This window comes from Streptomyces sp. NPDC002004 (assembly GCF_053593975.1).
On sequence record NZ_JBSFDP010000024.1, the window covers coordinates 84,451 to 109,832 of the forward strand.

Annotated in this window: 23 protein-coding genes and 1 pseudogene; 20 read left to right on the forward strand and 4 right to left on the reverse strand. The window is 71.4% G+C overall.

Translation table 11 applies throughout. The features are described 5' to 3' along the window. The first annotated feature begins 108 nt into the window (after positions 1 to 108). The 3 genes from ACWCP6_RS27350 (at position 109) to ACWCP6_RS27360 (ending at position 3,530) form a co-directional block, all read left to right on the forward strand. Entirely contained in the window at positions 109 to 1,995 is a 1,887-nt protein-coding gene (locus ACWCP6_RS27350) for a propionyl-CoA synthetase (RefSeq protein WP_450935228.1), read from the forward strand. Positions 1,996 to 2,484: 489 nt separating this feature from the next. Beyond that, positions 2,485 to 2,925, forward strand: a complete 441-nt coding sequence (locus ACWCP6_RS27355) for a winged helix-turn-helix domain-containing protein (protein WP_450935229.1) — start codon at positions 2,485 to 2,487, stop codon at positions 2,923 to 2,925. Positions 2,926 to 3,332: 407 nt separating this feature from the next. Next, the gene (locus tag ACWCP6_RS27360; RefSeq protein WP_450935230.1) at positions 3,333 to 3,530 is read left to right on the forward strand and encodes a hypothetical protein; all 198 of its coding nucleotides are present in this window, start codon (positions 3,333 to 3,335) and stop codon (positions 3,528 to 3,530) included. A 10-nt stretch (positions 3,531 to 3,540) separates the two neighbouring features. Here ACWCP6_RS27360 and ACWCP6_RS27365 read toward each other — a convergent pair whose 3' ends face one another. Next, positions 3,541 to 4,617, reverse strand: coding sequence for a LysR family transcriptional regulator (locus ACWCP6_RS27365; RefSeq protein ID WP_450935231.1), 1,077 nt, complete (start codon positions 4,615 to 4,617; stop codon positions 3,541 to 3,543). A 123-nt stretch (positions 4,618 to 4,740) separates the two neighbouring features. Here ACWCP6_RS27365 and ACWCP6_RS27370 point away from each other — a divergent pair, with 123 nt between their 5' ends. Together ACWCP6_RS27370 and ACWCP6_RS27375 are read left to right on the forward strand one after the other, a co-directional pair. Then, entirely contained in the window at positions 4,741 to 5,211 is a 471-nt protein-coding gene (locus ACWCP6_RS27370) for a DUF2871 domain-containing protein (protein ID WP_450935232.1), read from the forward strand. Between the two features lie 28 nt (positions 5,212 to 5,239). After that, the gene (locus tag ACWCP6_RS27375) at positions 5,240 to 5,755 is read left to right on the forward strand and encodes a cupin domain-containing protein (RefSeq protein ID WP_450935233.1); all 516 of its coding nucleotides are present in this window, start codon (positions 5,240 to 5,242) and stop codon (positions 5,753 to 5,755) included. 97 nt (positions 5,756 to 5,852) lie between these two features. Here the strand turns inward: ACWCP6_RS27375 and ACWCP6_RS27380 are convergent, their stop codons facing one another. Further along, positions 5,853 to 6,227: a VOC family protein gene (locus ACWCP6_RS27380; protein ID WP_450935234.1), complete on the reverse strand. Its 375-nt coding sequence runs from the start codon at positions 6,225 to 6,227 to the stop codon at positions 5,853 to 5,855. Positions 6,228 to 6,535: 308 nt separating this feature from the next. Here ACWCP6_RS27380 and ACWCP6_RS27385 point away from each other — a divergent pair, with 308 nt between their 5' ends. From ACWCP6_RS27385 to ACWCP6_RS27405, 5 genes are all read left to right on the forward strand, one after another. Then, positions 6,536 to 6,850 carry a DUF6400 family protein gene (locus ACWCP6_RS27385; protein WP_450935235.1) on the forward strand — a complete coding sequence of 105 codons (315 nt, stop codon included), beginning with the start codon at positions 6,536 to 6,538 and terminating at the stop codon, positions 6,848 to 6,850. Further along, the gene (locus ACWCP6_RS27390) at positions 6,837 to 7,106 is read left to right on the forward strand and encodes a hypothetical protein (RefSeq protein ID WP_450935236.1); all 270 of its coding nucleotides are present in this window, start codon (positions 6,837 to 6,839) and stop codon (positions 7,104 to 7,106) included. The genes ACWCP6_RS27385 and ACWCP6_RS27390 overlap by 14 nt, the downstream gene beginning before the upstream one ends. A gap of 354 nt (positions 7,107 to 7,460) precedes the next feature. Further along, positions 7,461 to 9,557, forward strand: coding sequence for a SpoIIE family protein phosphatase (locus tag ACWCP6_RS27395; protein ID WP_450935237.1), 2,097 nt, complete (start codon positions 7,461 to 7,463; stop codon positions 9,555 to 9,557). Between the two features lie 181 nt (positions 9,558 to 9,738). Next, positions 9,739 to 10,029 carry a hypothetical protein gene (locus ACWCP6_RS27400; protein ID WP_450935238.1) on the forward strand — a complete coding sequence of 97 codons (291 nt, stop codon included), beginning with the start codon at positions 9,739 to 9,741 and terminating at the stop codon, positions 10,027 to 10,029. A gap of 285 nt (positions 10,030 to 10,314) precedes the next feature. After that, a complete protein-coding gene (locus ACWCP6_RS27405; protein WP_450935239.1) occupies positions 10,315 to 10,740 on the forward strand; it encodes a tautomerase family protein in 426 nt (141 codons plus the stop codon). 115 nt (positions 10,741 to 10,855) lie between these two features. On the opposite strand, the gene ACWCP6_RS27410 is transcribed toward ACWCP6_RS27405, so the two are convergent. Continuing rightward, complete coding sequence (locus tag ACWCP6_RS27410) at positions 10,856 to 13,036, reverse strand: FG-GAP repeat domain-containing protein (protein ID WP_450935240.1); 2,181 nt, start codon at positions 13,034 to 13,036, stop codon at positions 10,856 to 10,858. Between the two features lie 159 nt (positions 13,037 to 13,195). Further along, complete coding sequence (locus ACWCP6_RS27415; protein WP_450935241.1) at positions 13,196 to 14,152, reverse strand: LysR family transcriptional regulator; 957 nt, start codon at positions 14,150 to 14,152, stop codon at positions 13,196 to 13,198. A 116-nt stretch (positions 14,153 to 14,268) separates the two neighbouring features. Between ACWCP6_RS27415 and ACWCP6_RS27420 the strand changes: the two genes are divergently transcribed. From ACWCP6_RS27420 to ACWCP6_RS27465, 10 genes and pseudogenes are all read left to right on the forward strand, one after another. After that, positions 14,269 to 15,141 (forward strand): FAD binding domain-containing protein, encoded by an 873-nt coding sequence (locus ACWCP6_RS27420; protein ID WP_450935242.1) that lies wholly within the window; start codon positions 14,269 to 14,271, stop codon positions 15,139 to 15,141. A 1-nt stretch (position 15,142) separates the two neighbouring features. Continuing rightward, positions 15,143 to 15,664, forward strand: a complete 522-nt coding sequence (locus ACWCP6_RS27425; RefSeq protein ID WP_450935243.1) for a (2Fe-2S)-binding protein — start codon at positions 15,143 to 15,145, stop codon at positions 15,662 to 15,664. Further along, entirely contained in the window at positions 15,661 to 18,033 is a 2,373-nt protein-coding gene (locus ACWCP6_RS27430) for an aerobic carbon-monoxide dehydrogenase large subunit (protein WP_450935244.1), read from the forward strand. The genes ACWCP6_RS27425 and ACWCP6_RS27430 overlap by 4 nt, the downstream gene beginning before the upstream one ends. Positions 18,034 to 18,042: 9 nt before the next feature. Further along, positions 18,043 to 18,963, forward strand: a complete 921-nt coding sequence (locus ACWCP6_RS27435; protein WP_450935245.1) for an XdhC family protein — start codon at positions 18,043 to 18,045, stop codon at positions 18,961 to 18,963. Next, positions 18,956 to 19,864 carry an AAA family ATPase gene (locus ACWCP6_RS27440; RefSeq protein ID WP_450935246.1) on the forward strand — a complete coding sequence of 303 codons (909 nt, stop codon included), beginning with the start codon at positions 18,956 to 18,958 and terminating at the stop codon, positions 19,862 to 19,864. Before ACWCP6_RS27435 ends, ACWCP6_RS27440 begins: the two co-directional genes overlap by 8 nt. Beyond that, the gene (locus tag ACWCP6_RS27445; protein ID WP_450935247.1) at positions 19,857 to 21,005 is read left to right on the forward strand and encodes a vWA domain-containing protein; all 1,149 of its coding nucleotides are present in this window, start codon (positions 19,857 to 19,859) and stop codon (positions 21,003 to 21,005) included. The genes ACWCP6_RS27440 and ACWCP6_RS27445 overlap by 8 nt, the downstream gene beginning before the upstream one ends. A gap of 120 nt (positions 21,006 to 21,125) precedes the next feature. After that, on the forward strand, positions 21,126 to 21,566 hold the full coding sequence (locus ACWCP6_RS27450) for a helix-turn-helix transcriptional regulator (RefSeq protein ID WP_450935248.1): 441 nt from the start codon (positions 21,126 to 21,128) through the stop codon (positions 21,564 to 21,566). Positions 21,567 to 21,576: 10 nt separating this feature from the next. Next, entirely contained in the window at positions 21,577 to 21,990 is a 414-nt protein-coding gene (locus ACWCP6_RS27455; protein ID WP_450935249.1) for a VOC family protein, read from the forward strand. A 323-nt stretch (positions 21,991 to 22,313) separates the two neighbouring features. Next, the gene (locus ACWCP6_RS27460) at positions 22,314 to 24,701 is read left to right on the forward strand and encodes an ATP-binding cassette domain-containing protein (RefSeq protein ID WP_450935250.1); all 2,388 of its coding nucleotides are present in this window, start codon (positions 22,314 to 22,316) and stop codon (positions 24,699 to 24,701) included. A gap of 496 nt (positions 24,702 to 25,197) precedes the next feature. After that, positions 25,198 to 25,382 (forward strand): annotated as a pseudogene (locus ACWCP6_RS27465) (hypothetical protein); the annotation flags it as partial.

Sequence of the window (25,382 nt, forward strand, 5' to 3'; positions counted from 1 at the left end):
GTCCCCTACGGCACGGCGGCCTGGCCGCGATCTTGGTCCGGTCGGTGGTCAGCCCGTAACGTCCACCTCCGGACCGCCGCCGGTCAACGGCCGGGAAAAGGAGAGCTGATGGGTGCGTACGAGGACAGCTACCGCCGAAGTCTGGAGGACCCGGAGGGGTTCTGGCTGGAGGCCGCGGCCGCGATCGACTGGACCCGGCCGCCCACCCGGGCACTGGACACCTCCGGTGCACCGCTGTACCGCTGGTTCCCGGACGGGGAGCTCAACACCGCTTACAACGCCCTGGACCGCCATGTCGAGCGCGGCCACGGCGGGCGTACCGCGCTGATCTACGACTCCCCCATGACCGGCGGCACGGTGCGCCGCTTCAGTTATGAGGAACTCCGCGACGACGTCGCCCGGTTCGCGGGTGCGCTGCGTTCACTGGGCGTGGGCCGGGGCGACCGGGTCGTGGTCTACATGCCGATGGTGCCGGAGGCCGTCGTCGCCATGCTGGCCTGCGCGCGCATCGGCGCCGTGCACTCGGTGGTCTTCGGCGGATTCGCCCCACGCGAGTTGGCCGCGCGGATCGACGACGCCGCACCGAAGGTGATCGTGGCCGCGTCCTGCGGGATCGAGCCGACCCGGATCGTGGAGTACCTGCCGATCGTCGACGCGGCGCTCGAACTTTCCGAGCACCGGCCCGACAAGGTCGTCGTGCTGCAACGTGACGTGGCCCCGGCCAAGTTGGGCGCGCACCACGTCGACTGGGCGGAGCTCGTGGCCGACGCCTCCCCCGCGGATCCGGTGCCGGTGGCGGCGACGGATCCGCTGTACGTGCTCTACACCTCCGGCACCACCGGCCGACCCAAGGGCGTCGTCCGCGACACGGGCGGCCACGCGGTGGCGCTCGCCTGGACGATGGGCGCGATCTACGGCATCGGCCCGGAGGACGTGTGGTGGACGGCCTCCGACGTCGGCTGGGTCGTGGGCCACTCCTACATCGTCTACGCGCCGTTGCTGGTCGGCGCCACCACGGTGCTCTACGAGGGCAAGCCGGTGGGCACCCCCGACGCGGGCGCGTTCTGGCGGGTGATCTCGCAACACGGGGTACGGGCGCTGTTCACGGCGCCGACGGCGCTGCGGGCCATCAAGAAGACCGACCCCGAGGGTGCGGAGATGGCCCGCTACGACCTGTCGTCGTTCCGTACGCTCTTCCTGGCGGGAGAGCGACTGGATCCGGAGACCTACCACTGGGCCCACGACCGGCTCGACGTTCCCGTGGTCGACCACTGGTGGCAGACCGAGACCGGCTGGCCGATCGCCGCCAACCCGCGCGGCCTGGAGCCCCTGCCGCCGAAACCGGGCTCGGCGACGGTGCCGATGCCCGGCTGGGACGTGCGCATCCTGGGGGCGGGCGGCGAGGCGATGGCCGCGGGACAGGAGGGCGCGATCGCGATCCGGCTGCCGCTGCCGCCGGGTGCGCTGCCCACCCTGTGGGGGGACGACCGGCGGTATGTGGACTCGTACCTCTCCGAGTACGAGGGCCACTATCTGACCGGGGACTCCGGCTACCGGGACTCCGACGGCTACCTGTTCGTCATGGGCCGCACGGATGACGTGATCAACGTGGCCGGGCACCGGCTCTCGACGGGCTCGATGGAGGCCGTCCTCGCGGCACATCCGGCCGTCGCCGAGTGCGCGGTCATCGGTGTGCACGACCAGTTGAAGGGGCAGTTGCCGCGCGGACTGGTGGTGCTCAAGGCCGGCGCCACGATCGGTGCGGAGCAGTTGCAGGACGAACTGGTGGCCGCGGTGCGCAGGGATATCGGGCCGGTCGCGGCGTTCCGGGACGTGGCCGTGGTGGAGGCACTTCCCAAGACCCGTTCGGGCAAGATCCTGCGCAGGACGATGCGGGGCATCGCAGACGGCCGGGAGGAGCCGGTGCCCTCCACGATCGAGGACCCGGAGGTGCTGGAGACCCTGCGGCCGGTGCTGCGGCCGCAGGCGCGGTGAGGTAGGCCCTCCCCCGCGGCGTCGCGGCGTGGCGGAGATCGTCGCGGTCGCCGCGGTTCCCTCGGGCGGGCCGAGGCGCCACTGCGCCGACGGGGACGGCCGGCGCGGCCCGGCGTTGGCCGGATCCCGCCCGCAAGCGTCCTCGCTCCCGTCGCGTACGGAATCCCGGGCGTGGAGCAGCATGTCGGAGGCTCGATCCAACGGGCCCGTCCGTTGCGGCCGTATGCAGAAGCAAGCACTACCTTCCGAAGTCGGATCGTCACATGTAGTGTGTGCCGCTGAGCGCTCAGGTGTGCGAGTGCCGCCGGTTCCGCCTGCCGCGCAGCGGCGCAGCGCTGCTCGCACGCCCACCATTCCGCCAGGTCACGCCCTTGATTCCAGGGAATGAGCTACCAGTTGATGATTGTTCAGGAAGGTTCGAGAGCGGCCGCGTCCCTCGGGCGTCGCGTCCCCGACCGGTACGGCGCGTCAGGCGTCGTCTTAGAGCCGATGGACCACGGCAAATGGGTCCTGTCGGCACAGGGCCTCGCGCCCGTGTCCGTGAGCCAGTACTCCTCGCAGATACACATCGTGCTCGCGCCCACCCCCATGGGCGACTCCAAGGCCCCACCCCTGCCGGGCCCCACCTCGGCCCACACGCCCGAGGACCCGATTCACGTCGACCCGGACAGCCGTCTCGTCGAGGTGGACGGAAGGCGCCTGGAGTTGCCCAGGCTGGAATTCGACCTGCTGGCCTATCTCCACCACCGCCCCTTGCGGGTGCACTCCCGGCAGCAGCTCATGGATGCGGTGTGGCCCGCCAGCGAAGCCGGCGACCGCACCGTGGACGTCCACATCTCCCGCTTGCGCCGCCGCCTGGGCCACCCCCACCGGCAGGCTCTGGCCACGGTGATCGGCGTCGGATACAAGTACATCCCCAGCACGTTGTAGCCGCTCTCCGCAGGCACACACCCGCCCCGTCCGACCGCCGTCAGCCGACGCGACACGATCCGCAGTTCGGCGACCCCGATCGACGTTCGACCACCAAGCGCCGCCCGCCGCCACGCCCTGTCCGTATCCGGCACGGGGCACCGACCCGGTGATCACCCACATCACCCGGAGTGCCCGGCGGCGATCGGCCGCCGTCGGCCCGTGCGGAGCTCGCCCCGAAGTGGAACGCATGCCCGCACCCGGCCACGGCATCTCACCCCCCGGTTGAAACTTCTGCGGCACCCGAAGCGGGACACCAGTGCTGATGGCCTCCGAAGTCTCACAGGGTGCGTCAATGAAACAATTTAACCCTCAGGCCGGCCCCGGGTGGGCCGGGCCGGCCGGATCCGTGAGGGGAGACGACGATCGTGAAGTTCCTTCTGGAAGTCACCATGGACGAGGGGCGATTGGCGGAGGACGCCGCCGGTGAACTGGGGCGCATCCTCCGGTACTGGGGCGGGAACCTCCACCACTACCCGATGAAGCCGGGCGACGGGTCGGCCGTCCACGACTCGGAGTACCGGGAGGTCGGCCACTGGCGCCTGGCCGCGACCGACGAAACCTGAGGGCACGGCATCAACGGCCCGGGGTGCTCCCGCTCCCCCGCCCCGAAGTGACCTCGTGCGGACGGTCGGACGGGGCGCGTTCCTGCTTCGGCGGGCCCCCTCGTCCGGCCGGAAGAGGATCCGCGGCACGGGCCGGGGCCGGAATGGTCCGCCTGGGCGCCCGGGCATCGGGAGCCGTGGCCGGAACCGAACACCAGCAGTGCTCACCGACGGCCGGAGGCGCATCCGAGAGGATCTGCGCGAAGGCCCGCACGAGCGGCGACTCCGCGGCGGTACGCCATACCAGCGCCCACCGGCAGGGCGGGGCGTCGACGATCGGGACGAAGGCGAGACTGGGCCACGCGTAGAAGTCCGCCGCCTCGGCGGAGACCGCCGCGACGGCCTGACCGGCCGCGACCGTGGCGAGCGTCTCCTGCCAGGTGGAGACCTCGGGTCCACGGGCGATGGGACGTCCGGAAGGGGTGCGGAACGGGTTGAGGGCCTTTTCCATGAAGGCGGGCTGCGACCGGCCGACCACGAACGCGCAGTCGGCGAGGTCCTCCAGCACGATCGCGTCGCGCTGGGCGTAGGGGTGCGTGGTGCTGGTCATGAGCATGGTCCGCGAGACGTACACCACCGGCCCGACGGTGAGGTCGGGTTCGTCGACCGGCAGCCACAGCACCGCGATGTCCACATCGCCCGTGCGGAGCAGATCGAGCGGGGCGGGCGGCTGGATCTCACGGAACTGCACCTGGACCGTCGGATGCCGCCCCCGTAACTGCCGTACGGCGTCGGCGAGCATCCAGGAGTGGGGACCCATCGTGCCGACGGTCAGGGTGTGGGTCCCGCGGGCGATGGCGGTCGCGGCGGCGATGCCGTCCATGATCTGACGGTATCCGGCGCCGAGTTCGCGGTGCAGTTGCTCGCCCAGCGGTGTCATCCGCACCGCGCGGCTGGTGCGCTCGAACAGGAGGCCCCCGATCTGCCGCTCCTGCTTCTTGATCGACTGACTGACCCGGGCCTGGGTGATGTGCAGGCGATCCGCGGTACGGCTGAAGTGCAGTTCCTGGGCGAGGGTCAGAAAGATCTCGATGTCGCGAAGCTCCACGTGCGGTCCTTCGGAGGTATAAGCCACAGGTTATGAGTCGTTATCAGGTTCATCGTTGATGTTCGAACGGGCCCTACGCAAGGTTGGGGGTACAACCGACCGCACCGGGGGAGACGAGCGCGGATGAGGAAGATCCTCAACACGGCCCACATCTACATGATCGTCGGGCTGGTCAGCGGCCTCTACTATCGCGAACTCACCAAGACGAAGGGCTTCACGGGCGACACCCAACTCGCCGTCGTGCACACCCATGTACTCGCTCTCGGCATGCTCTTCTTCCTCATCGTCCTGGCGCTGGAGAAGCTGTTCACGCTGACCTCCCAGCGGCTCTTCGGGTGGTTCTTCTGGACCTACAACGCCGGCCTGGCAGTCACGGTCGGGATGATGACCCTGCACGGGACCCTGACGGTGCTCGGCCGCTCCAGCAGTGAGGCCATCTCCGGCATCGCCGGGCTCGGTCATGTTCTCCTGACCGTGGGCCTGGTCCTCCTCTTCATCACCCTCGGCAAATGCATCCCAGCCGCATCCAGGACCGGAGACAATTCGGCCACTGCGCAACCGCCCGTCGCCGCACCGCGCGAGGCAGGTCACTGACCGACCGGAACCAGGAGGAGGAACGACGATGTCACTCGTGCCGCCCGACTTCAGCGAATCCGTGATCGTCCGATCCGCCGACGCCGAGATCGTCGGCCAAGCACCCACCACCATCCGGCTGTTGGCGGACAGCAGTGCCACCGGCGGCGCCCTGTCCACCCAGCGCGTCACCCTCAGGGACGGCGCCGACGGCGCCAAACCGCACCACCACGCCAACTCCGCCGAACTCTTCTACCTGATCGACGGCACCGCCCAGCTCCTCTCCGGCGACCAGGTCGTCACCGCGGAACGCGGTGACCTCGTCGTGGTTCCGCCGGGGCTGGCCCACGCCTTCGCCGCCGCCCCGGGCCACAACGCCGACATCCTCATCGTGATCACGCCCGGCGTGGAGCGCTTCGAGTACTTCCGCCACCTCGAACGCATCGCCTACGGCAAGCTGCCCCCGGAGTCCCTGCTGGACGTCCAGGAGGTCTACGACACGTACTTCCGCGCCAGTGCCCCCTGGGACCGGGCACGGCTCCGAACCGACGCTACGGGGAGCTGAGCGGCAGCAGCGAAGAAAGGCGTTCCGGACTCCGGACCGCGCATGCCCGTGCCACGTCGGCGGCACGGGCATGCTGTCGGGCGCAGGACGCCCGACGTCAGCCCAGTTCCCCCCGCTCGACACAGAACTCGTTGCCCTCGGGGTCCGCCATGACGACCCAGCCCTTGCCGTCCGGCCGGGTGTGGTCGGCCAGCTGCCGGGCGCCCAGCCCCAGGGCCCGCTCGACCTCCTCGGCCCGGGTGCGGCCCGTGGGCTGAAGATCGAAGTGGACACGGTTCTTGGCCTTCTTGCCCTCGTCCACCTGCACGAACAGCAGGCCGGGACCACCGTCCGGGTCCCTGAGCAGCGCCTCCGGGTCACCCGGCTGGTCGTCGTCGGACATCGGGCGTCCGAGCAACCCGCTCCAGAACAGAGCGAGTTCGTAGGGATCGCCGGTGCAGTCGATGGTGACGTGGCGAATGCTGGGGTTCAACGCATGACTCCCTGGGCTGCGTACACAGTGGTCGCTGCGCACGATTCCGGAACTCCCGGCCGATGTCGAACGATTACCGCACCGGGCGCCCGCCCGGCACGGCCATGGGCCCACCCCCGCAGGACCACTCCTCACCCCCTCCCCCAACGGGTTCCCCTCCCGACCGTGTCGTGTGCGGCGCCCCGCACCGCCCGGCGTCGGCACGCCCGTCCGGACGGTGCCGGACCCACCGGGATGGCCGCCGGCCTGCTGTGACTTCCCACACCCTCCCTTGCCCCGGAAAGAGAGGCTTACCTACGTTCGAACACATGGCTCCGCTTCCCCCCACACCTCCCACTGGTCCGGACGAAGGCGCCGGCCGGCAGTCGCCGGGCGCCGGAGGACCGGACGCCCGCGCGCTGGTCGACTTCGAGGTCGACCTCACCTCTCTGGAGGTGAGCCGACGGGCCCAGGTGATGGCCGTTCTCGGCCCCGACTGGGACCCGATCGAGGTACTGCGCGGCGAGGAGGCGGCGTACGACCTGCTGTACTCCGGTCTCGACGAGGAGCAGCAGCGGATGTACGACGACCTGGTCGCGGCAGGAGTGCTGCCCAGGCGCGGAGGCGGCCATGCTGCCTCTTGATCCGCAGGCCGACATCGGGCGCCGCGCCTGGGTGGCCTGCCCGAACTGCAACGACAGCCGCGGATGCACGCCGTGCGAGGAGGAGCGGAACTGCTCCGACCACTGGCGATACCTGCTCTCCAATACCGGCAGCCTGCTCCACCTCCAGTGCCCGGGGTGCACCCACGTCTGGGTGCACGAGAGCGGTTTCGGTGCCACCCGTTCCGTGTGGAAGCGCATCACCAGCGGCCTGCGCGGCTCCGACCCCCAGACCTGACCCGGCCCTCCGGTCCGATCCTGGGGCGAACGCGGCGGTGCACGTTCCGTGGCGCCGAGCGCAGGGCACGCCCGCTCCGTATCTCCGGGCGTGACCGTCCGTGTCGTGGATGACACGCTGAGCACTTCGTGAGTGGCGAGCGCTCCGCCCGCTGCCCCCCGGCGGTTCACCGACCTTCCGTGACCGGCGTCCACCGTCCGTGACACCGGTCTTCCAGGGACGGGCGACGGCCCCTAGGTCCTGATGCCGGGACTCCTTCAGGATGTGCCGCCCCGGTCTGGGGCGACCATAGAAGAGGGTGGAAGCCCGATGACACGGCACCAGCCGTGTGCGGACGGGAAAGGACATCGCCGGATGGGCGCCGCGGAACCCTTCCGAGCGGGGCCCGGCACGCCGGGCGCCGGTCATGCCATGCCGCCCAGCGGCCTGGTCGACCTGCTGAGCGTGGCCGCGGTGGTGCTGGACGCCGAGGGGCGGGTGGTGTTCTGGAGCCCGCAGGCCGAGGAGCTCTTCGGCTACTCCCCCAAGGAGGCGCTGGGGCAGTTCGCGGCGCAGCTGATGGTGCACGAGGACGACTGGGACTGGGTGATCAAGCAGTTCGCCCTGGTCATGGAGTCCGGTACCAGTTGGGCGGGGGCCTTCCCGATCCGGCACAAGGACGGCAGCACCCGCATGGTGGAGTTCCGCAACATGCGGCTGCAGGACGGTCTGGGCGGTGTCTTCGCCCTCGGGCTCGCTGCCGACCGCACGGCCGTGGAGAGGCTCGAACGGGACGTCGCGCTGTCCACGCGTCTGGTGGCCCAGGCCCCGGTCGGCCTGGCCATCCTGGACGCCGACCTGCACTATCTGACCGTGAACCCCGCCCTGGAGCGCATCCACGGCATGCCCGCCGCCGCACACCTGGGCCGCTCGGTCCGCGACGTTCTGAGCTTCCTGGACTCCGAAGCCATCGAGACCCGGATGCGCCGCGTCCTCGAGAGCGGCGAACCCGTCGTGGACCGGTATGTCGTCGGTCGGCCTCCGGGCGACCCGGACCACGAACATGCCTGGTCCGTGTCGTACTTCCGGCTGGAGGACTCCAGTGGACGGGTGCTCGGCATGGCCCATTCCGTCATCGACATCACCCAGCGCCACCGCGCCGCCACCGAGGCCGCACGGGCGCGGCAGCGTCTGGCGCTGATCGCCAAGGCCTCCGCCTCCGTGGGAACCACTCTCGATCTGGAGCAGACCGCGCAGGAGCTCGCGGACGCCGTCGTCCCGGACCTGGCCGACATCGCCGCCGTGGACGTGCTCGACAGCGCCATCCAGGGCCGTACGACGACGCCGTCGGGCCCGACCCGGTTCCGCGCCCTCGCCGTCACCGCCGCCGACAGCGACGAGGCGGTTCGCGCCGCCGATCCGCCGGGGGAGCTCGCCACGTACGACGACGACCGGCTGGTCACCCAGTGCGTGCGCACCCGCCGGCCGGTGCTGGTGGCGCACACCACCCGGCAGGACCTGGGGCGCATCGCTCGCGACGACGAGGCCGCCGGGCTCCTCGAGGCGGCCGGGGTGCACTCCTACCTCGCCGTGCCGCTCGTGGCGCGTGGTGAGGTCCTCGGCGCCCTCGATCTCAAGCGCACCGGCAACCCGGCGGCGTTCGACGACGACGATGTCATCCTCGCCGTGGAGCTGGCCGCCCGTGCCGCTGTGTCCATCGACAACGCCCGCTGGTTCCAGGCGCAGCGCCACACGGCACTCACTCTCCAGCGCAGCCTGCTGCCCGAGCCCGCGTCCCGGCTACCCGGTCTGGAGGCCAGCTGTCGCTACCAGCCCGCCGACGCCACGAGCGAGATCGGCGGCGACTGGTTCGACGCCATACCCCTGTGCGGGGACCAGACGGCCCTGGTCGTCGGGGACGTCATGGGCAGCGGCATCAACGCCGCCGCCACCATGGGCCAGCTACGCACCGCCACCCGCGCCTTCGCGGAGCTGGACCTGGCACCCGCCGAGGTGCTGCGCCACCTCGACCACCTGACCGAAGGTGTCGAGCAGACCATCGCCACCTGCATCTACTGCGTCTACGACCCCCACCGGCACGAGTGCCGTATCGCTCTCGCCGGCCATCTGCCCCCCGCGCTGCTGCAGCCGGGCCGGGCACCGCAGTTGCTCGACCTGCCCACCGGCGCGCCGCTGGGCGTCGGCGGCGTCCCGTTCACCACCACGTCGATCGGATTCCGGCCCGGTGACCAGCTCGTCCTCTACACCGACGGGCTGGTCGAGACCCGGAACGAACCGATCGACGTCTGTCTGGAGAGGCTGCTGGACGCCCTCGGCAAGACACGCGACCTGACACTGGAAGACACCAGCGACCGCGTTCTGGAAACGCTGCGGCCGCCGGGCGGCGAGGACGACGTCGCCCTTCTCATCGCCCGGGCCCGCCCGATGCGCCCGGAGCAACCGCCCGCCTGACCGCGGCCGCTCGCCCACCGGACATCGTGCCGTTGCCCCGGCGACCCGGCGACCCGGCCACCCGGCCACCCGGCAGGAACGACGAGGGCTGTGTCACACCCCGACTCCACACCGATGCGCCGCACTTCAGGCCGGTACGATCAATACAGAAATTGAACTTGTTCAAAAGGGGGAATCAGTCATGCCTTCGCCGACCGCGTACGACGCCACCGACACACCCGCCACCGCCCTCGGCCCCACCGCGCTCGTCCTCGGCGCCCTCTCCGCTCCGGGCGCATGGCTGCCTGGGCTCGCGCTCGCCGCGTTCCCGTGGGCGATCATCACCGGCGGACTCGCCGTCACGCTCGGCATGGCAGGTGTCCACTGCGCACGCCTCGGCGTCGGCCGCATGTGGACCGCCACCGCCGGAACCACTCTCGGCCTCATCGGCCTTGCGGGCACGTTCACCCTCATCTGGCCATTCGGCGGCTGAACCCGGGCGGTGCCGCTGCCGCCCCGGGGAACCGCCGGGCGTCCTGGTGACCGTCGGAGGCGGCGCTCGGCGGGGACGGCAGGGCGCCGGATCCCCGAGGGTCTGTACCTACTGGTATGTACAATCAGGATGAGCAAAGGGGGCTCTCGGCGGGCTCACGTATGGACTCCCCCACGGATGGCCGGAGTTGTGGGACCGCAGCTCCCTGGGCGCAGGCCCGAGGACACCGGGGCCGCCCAGCGATGACCGGCCGCCCCCGACCACTTCGGAAGGAGAACCGCCGACATGCCGTTCGTTCGTATCGACGCACTGCGGGCCGGCAGCGAACAGCTCGACGCGCTCGGGCGCGCCGTGCACGACGCCCTGGTCGAAACCATCGGCATCCCACCCGACGACCGGTTCCAGGTCCTGGTCGGTCACGACGGCAGCAACAGCACGCTGCGCTACGGCCATTACCTGGGCGTGCACCGTGACGACGGCATCGTGTTCGTCGCGATCACGATGCGCTCCGGGCGGACGCCCGCACAGAAGCAGGCGCTGTACCGGCGGATCGCCGAACTCGCCCACGCATACGCGGGCACCGAACCGCGCAATGTGTTCGTCAGCCTGACCGAGAACGAGTCGATCGACTGGTCGCTCGGGCACGGAGTCGCGCAGTACGCCGCTGCGCCCGATGCGGCCCGTGCGAACTCTGTGGGAGGGCGCACCTGAGGCACCTCGGGTCGGCCCTGCACGAAGCGGGTGGCCGCTCGAGACCGGGTAACCCCGGGCGGGCGGGGCGCCGGTCCGGACGTACGGTGTCCGTTCCCGGCGCCCCGTCCCGTTCTCAGCCCAGGGACGCCCAGTTCTTCCAGTAGGTCGCGTCCTCACGCCACTGGACACGGTTGCCGAAGCTGCCCGTGCCCTTGCCGGCGTTGAGCCAGAGGCGGTTGGAGGTGTCGCGGGAGAGGATGTCGTTCCTGCCGTCGCCGTTGACGTCACCGGCGCCGATGACGTCCTTGTAGGAGCCACCCCAGTCCTTGAAGACCAGGACGCGGTCCTGGAGCTTCCCGCTGCGGGTGCCGTTGTAGCGCCAGAGCTCGCCGGACTTGTCGAGGGCGAGGACGTCGCCGATTCCGTCGCCGTTGAGGTCACCGGCACCGATCACGCGCTGGTACCCGGTCCAGGCGGAGCGGATCCTCACACGGGGAAGGAACCCGCCCTTGCCGTCTGCCGCGTACAGGTAGAGGTTCCCCGAGGACGCGACGCGGGCCATCAGGTCTGGGCGGCCGTCGCCGGTCTGGTCGCCGCTCGAGACCAGGGTGTCGTAGGCGCTCCAGTCGCTCGACAGGCGCCGGTACGCGGAGTCGGGCGTGGGCAGGCCGCCGCAGACGGGGGTGTAGAGGCGGGTCTCGCCACCGGGCAGCCGCACGATCATGTCGTTGCAGCGGTCGCCGTCGAAGTCGCCGAAGGGGACGACCCTGGCACGGTCCGGCCAGATGCCCGACTGGAAGGTGCGCACCGGGCTGGTGGTGTCCTGGGTGTAGAGGTTCATCGAGCCGCTGAGGGCGACGCCCACGACGTCGGAGCGGGTGTCGTCCGCGTAGTCGTGCCACTTCGGCAGGCTCCGCGTGCTCGTCGTCGCGGTGAACGACGAGCGCGTGCTGCCGTCGTCGGCCGCCTGCGTCCAGACCGCCAGCGGCCGGCCCTTGTCGTCGGTGGTCACACGGCCCGCGCTGCCGGTCCCGTCCGTCAGGGGGTTGAGGACACGCGGCTTCGACGCGCTGCCGCCGGCGACGGTCTGGGCGACGAAGTCCCGGCGGACGGTGTGGCCGCCGTCGAAGCGCTTCCGCGTGTACGTGACGACCACCGAACCGTTCGCGGCCTGCGTACTGCTGAGCGAGCCGGACTCCACGTTCGAGTCCAGCGGCTTCGGGGCGCCCCAGGTGCCCCGCGAGGCGAACCAGGTCGCGACGCCGGGTCCGCTTCCCGCCCAGCCGACGGCCGAGATGTCGCCGTTCGGGGCCGTCAGGAGTTCGGCCGGTGTGTCCGAACCGCCGCTGACCCCGATGTTCACGCTGGGACCCCAGTCGGCCGTACCGGCGGCCTTACGGGCGTAGTTGTCGTGGGAGAGCAGCTGGAACCCGCCCTTCGGGTGGGCAGCCAGCACGATCGACCGGGGGTGTTCGCCCAGCTGCGGCACATCACGCGGCGCGGTCCACGTGTCCGTCCCGGCCGGCTTCTCCAGGTACTTGAAGTACCACTGGTACGCGGACGGGTCCGGGTCGACGCCGTCGCCCGTGTAGTAGCTGTTGCCGCCCCAGAGCACGGCCAGCGCGCCGTCCTCGGCGACGGCGAGGCGCAGGTCCGTCAGGTGGTAGTCGTAGACGTTGTCGGGCCGGACGATCGGGTCCGGGAGCTGGTCGAGGGTGACCGGCTTCGACCAGGGCGCCTGCGGCCCGGAGCGTTCCACGACGGTCAGCCGGTGGTCCTGGTCCATCCAGCCGATGGCCTGACGGCCCGCCGCGTTGCCCGCGAGGGTGGTGACCTCGGTGCGCGAGAACATCCAGTCGGTCGCGAGCGTGCCGGTCGCGACGTCCTGCGCCGGGCCGAAGTCCGTCCCGTCCGGAGCGAGCCGGGACATCCGCAGTGTGCTGTGCACACCGTCCTCCGCCTTCACCCACCACAGGAGCGTCAGCGCGCCGTCGTCCGTGCGCCGCAGCGTGGCACCGGGCGCGGGCGTGGCCGTCTGCCAGGCGGTGCCGCCCGCAGGCCGCACCGAGAGGACCGTTTCGCCGCCCTGCTTGAAGAGTCCGGCCACCGTGCCGTTCCTGGCCGACTTCAGGGCCAGGACCTCGGTGACACCGGGCAGTTCCTTCGGTGCGGCCCACGGGCCGACGCCTGTCGGAGCGCCGGAGTCGGCGGCCGTGGCCGCGGGCGAGGCCGCCTGTGCGCAGGGTGCGGCGACGGCCAGGGCAAGCACGGGAACGAGCGCGCTGCCCAACAGCGCGCGGTGACGCAACATCATGAGAGAGCCCCCCCGGGCGTGAATGTGTGATGCAAGAAGCCGCAGCGTATATCAGCCGTGATCGTGGGGCTCGAGGTGATCACCGTGACGGGAAGGCCCGGGGAGACCGAGGCGATCGGGGCGGATGCGGTGACCGGGCGAACGGCCGGGCCGCCCCGCTCATCCGCCCCAGAGCGTGACGTGCACCGGCGGCCGGAACTCGGAGGGCGGCACCCCCGCGCCGGGCGCGCGCATCAGGCGGGTCGCGGCGGGGGTGTGCAGGAAGTGCAGGAAGGCGTCGGTGGCCGGGGAACGGTGCTCGGGCCGCAGGACGGTTGCGTGCCATGTGGCGTCCGAGGGCGTGGCCGCGGTCTCCAGCAGCCTCAGCTCGTCGCGCCGGACGCGTGGCGAGACCAGGTGGGCCAGCGCCGGAGCCACACCCGCGCCCTCGGCGGCGGCCGCCCAGGTCGCGGTCTGGTTGGGGAACACCCACACATGCCGCTCGGCCACGCCCAGCCGGCGCAGCAGCCGCCCGGCGTCCGCGTACGGATCGGTACCGGAGGGGTCGACCAGCCACGTCCACAGCGGGGGCGGACCCGTGGGTCGCGGTGCCCGGGCCCCCGTCACCACGACCAGCTGGGCACGGAACAGCGGCTCGCTGACGAGGTCGCCGCCGTCGGCCGTACCGAGGTCCGGTCCGAGTGCGACGTCGGCCAGCCGGTTCTCGACCAGGACGCGCATCTCGTCACCGGCTGCGACCCCGAAGGTGGCCTCGGTCCAGCGGCCGGCACGGCCGGCGAAGGCTTCCATGAGCGACGGGAGCACGAACTCGGCCAGGGTGCTCGTGGCGACGACGCGCAGTTCGTCGGGCGCGCCCCGCGCCGCACGCACCGCGGCCTCGGCCTCCGCGCTCAGCGCGACCATCCGTGACGCGACCGGCAGCAGCCGTGCGCCCGCCGGGGTCAGCCGCATCCCGCCCCCTCCGGTACGCCTGATGAGCGGATCGCCGAAGTGGGTGCGCAGCGCGCCGAGCGCCTGTGACACCGCCGGCTCGCTCACGTTCAGCGTCCTTGCCGCGGCTGCCACCGACCCGAGCCGGGCGACCAGCACGAACGTACTGAGCTGTGTGACGGTCACTCCCCGATTTTCCCCCTTTCACTGCGATAAGTGAATGCTTATCCGCCCATTGCACGGCGGGTGCCGCAGGGCGCAGCATCGCGACTGGGTGGGCGCAGCGTTTCCTGGAGGGTCCCATGCAGGTACCAGCCGCGTTCCAGTACGAGAAGGCCACCAGCGTCGACCAGGCGATCGAGCTGCTGAGGCGCTACGGTCCCGAGGCCCGGGTGGTGGCGGGCGGCCACAGCCTGCTGCCGATGATGAAGCTGCGGCTGGCGCAGCCGGAGGCGCTGATCGACATCAACGATCTCGGCGAGCTGGCGCTGATCCGGGTGGACGGGCATGAACTGGCCGTCGGAGCCATGGTCCGCCATGCGGAGCTGCTGGCTTCGCCGGTCGTCGGGGAGCACTTCCCCATCCTGCGGGACGCGGAACGCGTCATCGCCGATCCGTTGGTACGCAACCGCGGCACGGTGGGCGGCTCGCTGTGCCAGGCCGACCCGTCGGAGGACCTGTCGGCCGCGTTCTCGGCGCTGCGCGCGACCCTGGTCGCCCAGGGCCCCGGCGGCAGGCGCACGATCCCCGTCAGGCAGTTCTTCCTCGGCCCGTACGAGACTGCGCTGGACGAGGCGGAGCTCCTGGTGGAGATCCGGGTGCCCATCCGTTCGCACGCCAGCGCCTACCGCAAGGTCGAGCGCCGGGCCGGAGACTGGGCTGTCGTCGCCGCGGGAGCGGTGCTGGAGATCTCCGGCGGGACGATCACGGAGGCCGGCATCGGGCTGACCGCGGTCGGCGCCCCACGGTTCGTGGCCGAACGCGCCGAGGACTTCCTGCGCGGCGGGCGGCCCGACGGCGAGGGCTTCGCGGAGGCGGGCCGGATCGCATCGGAGGAGTGCCGGCCGACGGCCGACCAGCGCGGCCCGGTCGACTACAAGCGGCATCTGGCCGGGGAGCTCACCATGCGGGCACTGCGCGCCGCCGCGGCCCGCGCCCAGGGGCAGGAGGCATGACATGCGGATCACCGTGACCGTGAACGGCGAGCAGTGCACCGGGGACGTGGAGCCCCGCCTGCTGCTGGTGCACTTCCTGCGTGACGAGCTCGGGCTGACCGGCACCCACTGGGGCTGCGACACCTCCAACTGCGGGGTGTGCACGGTCTGGTTGGACGGCACACCGGTGAAGTCGTGCACCGTACTGGCGGTGATGGCCGACGGGCACGAGGTGCGGACCGTCGAGGGTCTGGCGCGCGGGGCCGAACTCGACCCGGTGCAGCAGGGGTTCGTCGCCTGTCACGGTCTCCAGTGCGGTTTCTGCACACCGGGGATGATGATGACCGCCCGCTGGCTGCTCGACCACGACCCGGACCCGTCCGACGAGGACATCCGCGAGGCCATCTCCGGACAGGTGTGCCGCTGCACCGGTTACGAGAACATCGTGCGCTCCATCCGCTGGGCCGCCGAGCACGGTGGCGAGGCGCGGAGCGCCGACGCGGGCACCGAGCCGGCGCCCGGCCGCGAGGAGGTGCGGGCATGACGACCACCGAGGAACGGCCGGTCGGTTTCGGACGGATGCCCCGCAAGGAGGACGCACGGTTCGTCCGCGGCCACGGCACGTACGTCGACGACGTACGACTGCCCGGGATGCTGCACGGGGCCGTGCTGCGCAGCCCGCTGGCACACGCCCGGATCGTGTCGATCGACACCAGCGCCGCCGAGGCACACCCGAAGGTCAGGGCCGTGATCACCGGGGAGACCCTGGCCGGTCTCGGGCTGGCGTGGATGCCCACGATCTCGTACGACACCCAGGCGGTGCTCGCCACCGACAAGGTGCGCTTCCAGGGCCAGGAGGTCGCCTTCGTCGTCGCCGAGGACCGCTACGCCGCGCGGGACGCCCTCGAGCTGATCGACGTGGAGTACGAGCCGCTGCCGCCGGTCGTCGACGCACTGCGGGCGATGGAGCCGGACGCCCCGGTGATCCGCGACGACAAGGAGCACCAGGGCGACAACCACATCTTCGACTGGTCGGCGGGCGACAAGGACCGCACCGACGAGGTCTTCGCGGGCGCCGAGGTCGTGGTGGCACAGGACATGCTGTATCCGCGGGTGCACCCGGCGCCGCTGGAGACCTGCGGCACCGTCGCGGACATGGACGCCATCACCGGGAAGCTGACGGTGTGGTCCACCACCCAGGCCCCGCACGCCCACCGCACGCTGTACGCGATGGTGGCCGGCATCCCGGAGCACAAGATACGCATCATCTCCCCGGACATCGGGGGCGGTTTCGGCAACAAGGTCGGCATCTACCCGGGTTATGTGTGCGCGGTCGTCGGCTCGATCGTCACCGGCAAGCCGGTCAAATGGGTGGAGGACCGCTCGGAGAACCTGATGAGCACGTCCTTCGCCCGCGACTACCACATGCACGGCGAGATCGCGGCGACCCGGGACGGCAGGATCCTGGGCCTGCGGGTCCATGTGATCGCCGACCACGGTGCGTTCAACGCCACCGCCCAGCCCACGCACTTCCCGGCCGGCTTCTTCGGTGTGTTCACCGGCTCCTACGACCTGGCCGCCGCACACTGCACCGTGACCGGTGTCTACACCAACAAGGCGCCCGGCGGTGTCGCCTACGCCTGCTCGTTCCGCGTCACCGAAGCGGTGTACCTGGTGGAGCGCATGGTCGACGCGCTCGCCACGGAACTCGGCACGGACCCCGCCGAGTTGCGCATGCGCAACCTGCTGCGGCCCGGGCAGTTCCCGTACCGGACGCAGACCGGGTGGGAGTACGACTCCGGTGACTACCCGCGCGCCCTGCGGCTGGCGATGGACATCGCGCACTACGAGGACCTGCGCCGCGAGCAGGCCGAGAAGCGTGAGCGCGGCGAACTGATGGGCATCGGGGTCAGCTTCTTCACCGAGGCGGTCGGCGCGGGCCCCCGCAAGCACATGGACATCCTCGGCCTCGGCATGGCCGACGGCGCGGAGCTGCGCGTCCACCCGACCGGAAAGGCTGTCCTGCGGATCTCCGTACAGACCCAGGGCCAGGGCCATGAGACGACCTTCGCACAGATCGTCGCCGAGGAGCTGGGGATTCCGCCCGAGGACGTCGAGGTGGTGCACGGCGACACCGACCAGACCCCGTTCGGGCTCGGCACCTACGGGTCGCGCTCGACACCCGTGTCCGGCGCGGCGACGGCCATGGTCGCCCGGAAGGTCCGTGAGCGCGCGAGGATCGTCGCCTCCGCGATGCTCGAGGTCGGCCCGGACGACCTCGAGTGGGAGAAGGGCCGCTGGTTCGTCGCGGGCGACCCCGACCAGGGCAGGACCATGGCCGAGATCGCGCTCGCCGCGCACTCCAGCCTCGAACTCCCCGAGGGCGTGGAGGGCCATCTCGACGCGAGCTGCGTCTACAACCCGCCGAACCTCACCTTCCCCTTCGGTGCCTACATCTGCGTGGCCGATGTGGATGCGGGCACCGGCCAGGTGAAGGTCCGCAGGTTCGTCGCCGTGGACGACTGCGGCAACCGGATCAACCCCATGATCGTCGAGGGGCAGGTGCACGGCGGCCTCGCCGACGGCCTCGGCATGGCGCTGATGCAGGTCATCGCCTTCGACGAGGACGGCAACTGTCTTGGCGGGTCCTTCATGGACTACCTCCTGCCGACCTCGGTCGAGTGCCCTTCCTGGGAGCTCGGCGAGACCGTCACCCCCTGTCCGCACCATCCGATCGGTGCGAAGGGCGTCGGCGAGTCGGCCACCGTGGGCTCGCCCGCCGCGGTGGTCAACGCGGTGGTCGACGCGTTGCAGCCGTTCGGCGTCCGCCACGTCGACATGCCGCTGACCCCCGCCGCGGTCTGGCGGGCCGCCCAGGGCCGCCCGCTCCGTACCGATCTGGCGATCACCTGAGAGCGCACCATGACGAGCACCGAGCTGCTGACCCGCGCGGACGGACTCCGGCACGGCCGTACCCCGTTCGTGCTGGCCACCGTCGTGCGCGCGGAACGGCCCACGAGCGCCAAGCCCGGGGACAGCGCGCTGGTACTGCCCGACGGAACCGTCGAGGGCTTCGTGGGCGGCGCGTGCGCCGAGACGACCGTGCAACTGCAAGGGCTGCGGGCGCTGGAGACCGGACAGTCGCTGTTGCTGCGGATCACGCCGTCGGACGCCGGTCCCGGCACCGCGCCGGAGCCGGCCGGCAACGGCCTGCTCACGGTGGCCAATCCCTGTCTGTCGGGCGGGACCCTCGACATCTTCCTGGAGCCCAACCTCCCGCCGGCGCTGGTGTACGTCTACGGCCATGCGCCCATCGCCCGCGCCCTGCTCGACGTCGGTCGCGTGCTCGGCCTCGACGCCCGGCCCGCAGCTCCCGGGCAGCCGCTGCCGTCCGATCTGGACGTCGTCGTCATCGCCTCCCACGGCCGCGACGAGGAGCCCGTGCTCGTTGAGGCGGCGCGTGCCGGGATCCCCTACATCGGTCTCGTGGCCAGCCGGAAGCGCGGCACGGCGGTGCTCGACGGGCTCGACCTCACCGAGGAGCAGTGCGCGCGCGTGCACACCCCGGCCGGCCTGGACATCGGCGCGCGCACCCCGCCGGAGGTCGCGCTGTCGGTGTACGCCGAAATCGTCGCGCTGCGGCCCCGGCCCGCCAGGGCCGTGCGATCCGGCGCCGCCGCGGTGCCCGTCGCCGTCGCGGCGGTCGACCCGGTGTGCGGCATGACCGTGGCGATCACCCCCTCCGCCCTGTCGCTGGAACGGGACGGCGGCACGCTGTACTTCTGCGGTCCGGGGTGCCAGCACGCGTTCGCCGACGATCCGTCCCGTTACGCGCATGCCTGACCTCGACGCCCTCGTGGCGGATGTCCCGGACCTGCGCTCACGGCTGGACGCCGTCGGCTACCTCGCCGACGACGCGCTGGCCACGGCGCTGCTGCTGGCGGTGCGCATGCGGCAGCCGATCCTGCTGGAGGGCGAACCCGGCGTCGGCAAGACCGAGGCGGCCCGCGCGCTCGCCGCCGTGCTCGACACACCGCTGATCCGGCTGCAGTGCTACGAGGGGCTCTCATCGGCCGAGGCCCTGTACGAGTGGAACTATCCACGGCAACTGCTCGCCATCCGGCTGGCCGAGTCACGCGGGGAATCCCTGCGCGACGCCGACCTGTTCACCGAGGACTATCTGCTGCCGCGGCCGCTGCTCGCCGCGATCGCCCACCCGGGACCACGGCCTGCCGTACTGCTCATCGACGAGGTGGACCGCGCCGACGACGAATTCGAGGCGTTCCTGCTGGAGTTGCTGGCCGATGCCGCGGTCACCATCCCCGAACTGGGCACCCGGACGGCCACCGTGCCACCGGTCACCGTCCTGACCTCCAACCGCACCCGGGATCTGCATGACGCGCTCAAGCGCCGCTGCCTCTACCACTGGATCGACTACCCGGACACCGCGCGCGTGTCCGCGATCATCCGCGGTCGGGTGCCGGAGTCGGCCGGTTGGCTGGCCGGGCGCGTGGCTCGCGGGGTCGCTGCTCTGCGTGCCCGGCAGGACCTCACCAAGCCGCCCGGCATCGCCGAGGCGATCGACTGGGCGGGCGCCCTGCACGCGCTGGGGCTGTCCGTCCTCGACACCGACGCCGCCGACCGCACCCTGGGGGCGGTGCTCAAGTACGCCGAGGACCTTGCGGCCGTGCGCCGGGCCGGTCTCGCGGAACTGGTCGACGCGGAGGCGGGCACCGATGCCTGACCTGCCGGAACTGGCCGCCTCGTTCACCGCGGCGCTGCACGATGCCGGGATCCCGGTGGGCCCCGACCGCACCAGGAGCTTCGCCAGGGCCCTCACGCTGCTGGATCCGTCGACGACGCGCGAGCTGCGGTACTGCGCGCTCACCACTCTGGTCTCCGACCGCGAGCAGATCGGACCGTTCGACGCCGTGTTCCACGAGGTCTTCGGTGGCCACGCCGGACACGAGGCGGAGCGCGGGCAGCCCGGCGACCCACCCCGCTCGCCCCTGAGCGCCGTCGCCGGCCGGGTGTCCGGCACCCATGAGGCGACCGCGGACGGACGGGGCAGGACCGAGGACGGGCCGTCGCGGGAGGCGCCGGTACCGCTCACCGCAAGTCCGCTCGACCGTCTGGCCACGCGCGACTTCGCGGCCCTTTCCCCCGAGGAGCTGGCACAGCTCTCCGCGATGATGCGCGCCCTGGTGCTGCGCACCCCGGCCCGGACGTCGCGGCGCCGCCGGGCCGCGGCCCACGGCGAGCGTCTCGACCTGCGCCGCACCCTTGCGGCCAGCCGGCGCACCGGCGGGTACCCGCTGCGGCTGCGCCGCTTCGTGCCACGCACCCGGCCTCGCGATCTCGTCGTGCTCTGCGACATCTCCGGATCGATGGAGCCCTACGCCCGGGCGATGCTGCAACTGCTGTACTGCGCCTCCCGCGCCGCCCGCGCAGAGGTGTTCACCTTCGCCACCCGGCTCACCCGCCTCACGCACGTCCTCCGGCGGACCGGCCCCTACGACGCCCTGGCACGGGCCGGACGTGCGGCCCCGGACTGGTCCGGCGGCACCCGGATAGCGGACTGCCTCGCCGAGTTCAACGAGCGGTTCGGGCGGCGCGGTATGGCGCACGGCGCCGTGGTCGTCATCGTCTCCGACGGCTGGGACACCGGTGCGCCCGCCGATCTCGCCACGCACATGGCGCGGCTGTCCCGGGTCGCCCACCGCGTCGTCTGGGTGAACCCCCGCACGGCCAGTCCTCGGTACCGTCCGCTCGTCGCGGGTATGGCCGCCGCGCTCCCCTACTGCGACGCCGTCGTCAGCGCCCACAGCTTTGCCGCCCTGGACGACTTCACCGCGGCCCTGTCCGCGCCGGGCCGCCGCCGCTGACCCTGCTCCCCGCCGCACCCGTCCGCCGACACCGACCGCCCTCCGCCGGGAGGCACCTCGTGCGGTCGCGTTCGCACAGGTCAGCGATGTTCCGCAACGGCTGGGTGGTAGCGTCGCGGCATGAACCCGCAAGAGCTCGCCAACCTCGCGCACCTGCGCCGGGCACGGGATCTCATCGACCGGGAGTACGCACGTCCGCTGGATGTGCCGACCATGGCTCGGCACGCCCTCATGTCGCCTGCGCACTTCTCGCGGCAGTTCCGGGCGGCCTACGGCGAGACGCCGTACAGCTACCTCATGACCCGCAGGATCGAGCGCGCCATGGCCCTGCTGCGCGGCGGCATGAGCGTGACCGACGCGTGCATGACCGTCGGCTGTACCTCACTCGGCTCGTTCAGTTCGCGCTTCACCGAGCTCGTCGGGCAGACCCCGAGTGCGTATCGCGGCCGGGAGCACCACGCCGTGACCGCGATGCCCCCGTGCGTGGCGAAGGTGCACACCCGGCCGACCAGGAACACGCCGAGCAGGATCGGAGAAGCGGCCCGGGAAACCGCCGCCTAGCGTTGGCCGCATGACCATCGCACTCCAGTACTGCCACATCACCGTCAACGACCCGGACGAGTCGCTCGGCTTCTACCGCGACGCGCTCGGCCTCGAGGTGCGCAACGACGTCGCTTCGGGTGGGTTCCGCTGGGTCACCCTCGGCAGCCCGGACCAGCCGGGCCTTGAGATCGTGCTCTCGGAGCCGCACGCCGGCCGGTCCCAGGCCGACGGCGACGCCATGCAGGAACTGCTCACCAAGGGTGTGCTGCCGAGCGTCGTCTTCCGTGTCGACGATCTCGACGCGGCCTTCGAGACGGTGCGGGCCTCCGGCGCCGAGGTGCTGCAGGAGCCCATGGACCAGCCCTGGGGGCCGCGCGACTGCGCATTCCGCGATCCCTCGGGCAACCTGGTACGGATCTCGCAGGCGCCGGCGGCCCAGTAGGGGATGTCCCCTCTCCCCGATCACGCCGGGTCTTCGCGGTGCCGCCGTCGTCGCCGGGCGCCCGTTCCGCATGCGCCTCGTCCAGGCCTTGCCCGAGGTGAAGTGCTGCCCGGTCGTGAGCCGATGCACGACGGTCGCCGGTCGGTCGGACACCTCGGCCATCGGCCGGTCCACATCGGCCGGGCCTGCGGCATGGCCGGGAACAGGGATTCCACGGGCCGAGGCGAAGGGGCACCGGACATACTGCTCGGGGCTGGTCGGACCGAGCCAGGCGACGCCGACGGAGACCACGAGGGCGGCCCCACCCGACAGATGGAGACACCATGAGCAAGGCCAAGACGACGGGCACGCAGTCGCCTGCGCCGCACGCTGCCGACAGCCACGACCTGATCCGGGTGCACGGCGCGCGCGAGAACAACCTCAAGGACGTCAGCATCGAGATCCCGAAGCGCCGGCTGACGGTGTTCACCGGCGTCTCCGGCTCGGGCAAGAGCTCCCTGGTGTTCGACACCATCGCCGCGGAGTCGCAGCGGCTGATCAACGAGACGTACAGCGCCTTCGTGCAGGGCTTCATGCCGACGCTGGCGCGGCCCGAGGTCGACGTACTCGACGGTCTGACGACCGCGATCATCGTCGACCAGCAGCGGCTGGGGGCCGACCCGCGGTCCACCGTCGGCACCGTCACCGACGCCAACGCGATGCTGCGCATCCTCTTCAGCCGGCTCGGCGCCCCGCACATCGGGCCGCCGAGCGCGTACGCCTTCAACGTCCCCTCGGTCCGGGCCAGCGGTGCGATCACCGTCGAACGCGGCGCCAAGAAGGCGGTGAAGGCGACCTTCAACCGCACCGGCGGCATGTGCCCGCGCTGCGAGGGCCGGGGCGCCGTCTCCGACATCGACCTCACCCAGCTCTACGACGACTCCAAGTCGCTCGCCGAGGGCGCCCTCACCATCCCCGGTTACACGGCGGGCGGCTGGAACTACCGGCTCTACAGCGAGTCGGGCTTCGTCGACCCGGACAAGCCGATCCGCAAGTACACCAAGAGGGAACTCCAGGACTTCCTCCACCACGAGCCGACCCGGATGAAGATCGCGGGCATCAACATGACCTACGAGGGGCTGATCCCGCGGGTCCAGAAGTCGATGCTCTCCAAGGACAAGGAGGCGATGCAGCCGCACATCCGGGCGTTCGTGGACCGGGCGGTCACCTTCACCACCTGCCCCGAGTGCGACGGCACGCGACTGAGCGAGGGGGCCCGCTCCTCGAAGATCAAGAAGATCAGCATCGCCGACGCCTGCGCGATGCAGATCAGCGATCTGGCCGCATGGGTCCGGGCCCTCGACGAGCCGTCGGTGGCGCCGCTGCTCACAAAGCTCCAGCACACCCTCGAATCGTTCGTGGAGATCGGTCTGGGCTACCTCGCGCTCGACCGGCCGTCGGGCACGCTGTCGGGCGGCGAGGCGCAGCGCGTCAAGATGATCCGCCACCTCGGCTCCTCGCTCACCGACGTCACCTATGTCTTCGACGAGCCCACCACCGGACTGCACCCGCATGACATCCAGCGGATGAACGACCTGCTGCTGAGGCTGCGGGACAAGGGCAACACGGTGCTCGTCGTGGAGCACAAGCCGGAGGTGATCGCGATCGCCGACCATGTCGTCGACCTCGGCCCCGGTGCCGGCACGGCGGGCGGCACGGTCTGCTTCGAGGGCACCGTCGAAGGACTGCGGGGCGGCGGCACCATCACCGGCCGGCACTTCGACGACCGGTCCTCCCTCAAGGAAACGGTGCGCAAGCCCACCGGCACGCTGGAGATCCGCGGCGCCACGACGCACAACCTGCAAGGTGTGGATGTCGACATCCCGCTCGGGGTGCTTGCCGTCGTCACGGGCGTCGCCGGCTCCGGCAAGAGTTCCCTCGTCCACGGGTCGATTCCGGCCGACGAGGGTGTGGTGTCCGTCGACCAGGGCGCCATCCGCGGCTCGCGACGGAGCAACCCGGCGACGTACACCGGACTGCTCGACCCGATCCGCAAGGCGTTCGCCAAGGCCAACGGCGTGAAGCCGGCGCTGTTCAGCGCGAACTCCGAGGGTGCCTGCCCCACCTGCAACGGTGCCGGTGTCGTCTACACCGACCTGGCGATGATGGCCGGCGTCGCCACGACCTGCGAGGAATGCGAGGGGAAGCGGTTCCAGCCCTCCGTGCTGGACTACCACCTCGGCGGCCGCGACATCAGCGAGGTGCTGGCGATGTCGGTGACCGAGGCGGAGGAGTTCTTCGGCGCCGGCGAGGCGCACACGCCGGCCGCGCACCGCATCATCGGCCGGCTCTCCGACGTCGGGCTCGGCTACCTCAGTCTCGGCCAGCCGCTCACCACGCTGTCCGGCGGCGAGCGGCAGCGGCTCAAGCTGGCGACCCACATGGCCGAGAAGGGCGGCGTCTACGTCCTCGACGAGCCGACCGCCGGCCTGCACCTCGCCGACGTCGAGCAGCTGCTCGGCCTGCTCGACCGGCTCGTCGACTCCGGCAAGTCGGTCGTCGTCGTCGAGCACCACCAGGCGGTCATGGCGCACGCCGACTGGATCATCGACCTCGGCCCCGGCGCGGGCCACGACGGTGGCCGGGTCGTCTTCGAGGGCACACCGGCCGACCTCGTCGCCGCCCGCTCGACCCTGACCGGCGAGCACCTCGCGGCCTACGTGGGCAACTGACCGGACCCCTCACGGACACCGTGGGACGGGAATCCCTCATCCGGTGCGACGCGCCCCGGCCCTGCCGAGCGGGACCGGGGCGTGTCCGACACCGGCCGGCCCGACCGTCTCCGGGATCCGGCGCCCCATCGGGGTGCCGTCCGCAGCGGCAGGAACGCCGTTGAAACTCTTGAAACGGCCCCGAGCGTGTGAGGCCCCCCATAGGAGCCAGATCACTTCCTAAGGCGGATAGGAGAGCGACAGAGACCCTATCTGCATAGATATCGCTCGATCATTTCATTTCGGACATTTCTCCGTAGTCGGGTAGTACGTCACATCATTGCGCCCCACGACAGCCGCCGCTAACCATGGCTGTCGCTGCCGGGGAGCCGCGACCGGACAGATCCCGCCGGATCCGTTCGCACCGGCCCGCAGCGCGGGCACCCCGCCCCGCACGACGCCGCACGCCACACCGGCCGGCACCCCCCGACGTCCCCCACTGGAGAGTTGCTTCCGCATGACCAGCACCGCTCAGAACCGCACCAGCCGCTCCGCCCGCCTGCGCAAGCTGTCCGTCGCCGGCATCGCCACCGCGGGCGCCGCAGCAGCGGCCCTGACGCTGGCATCGACGCCCGCCCAGGCCGCCGAGACCACGACCGCCCGCACCACCGCGGTCACCACCTCGGCCGACACCACCCACGG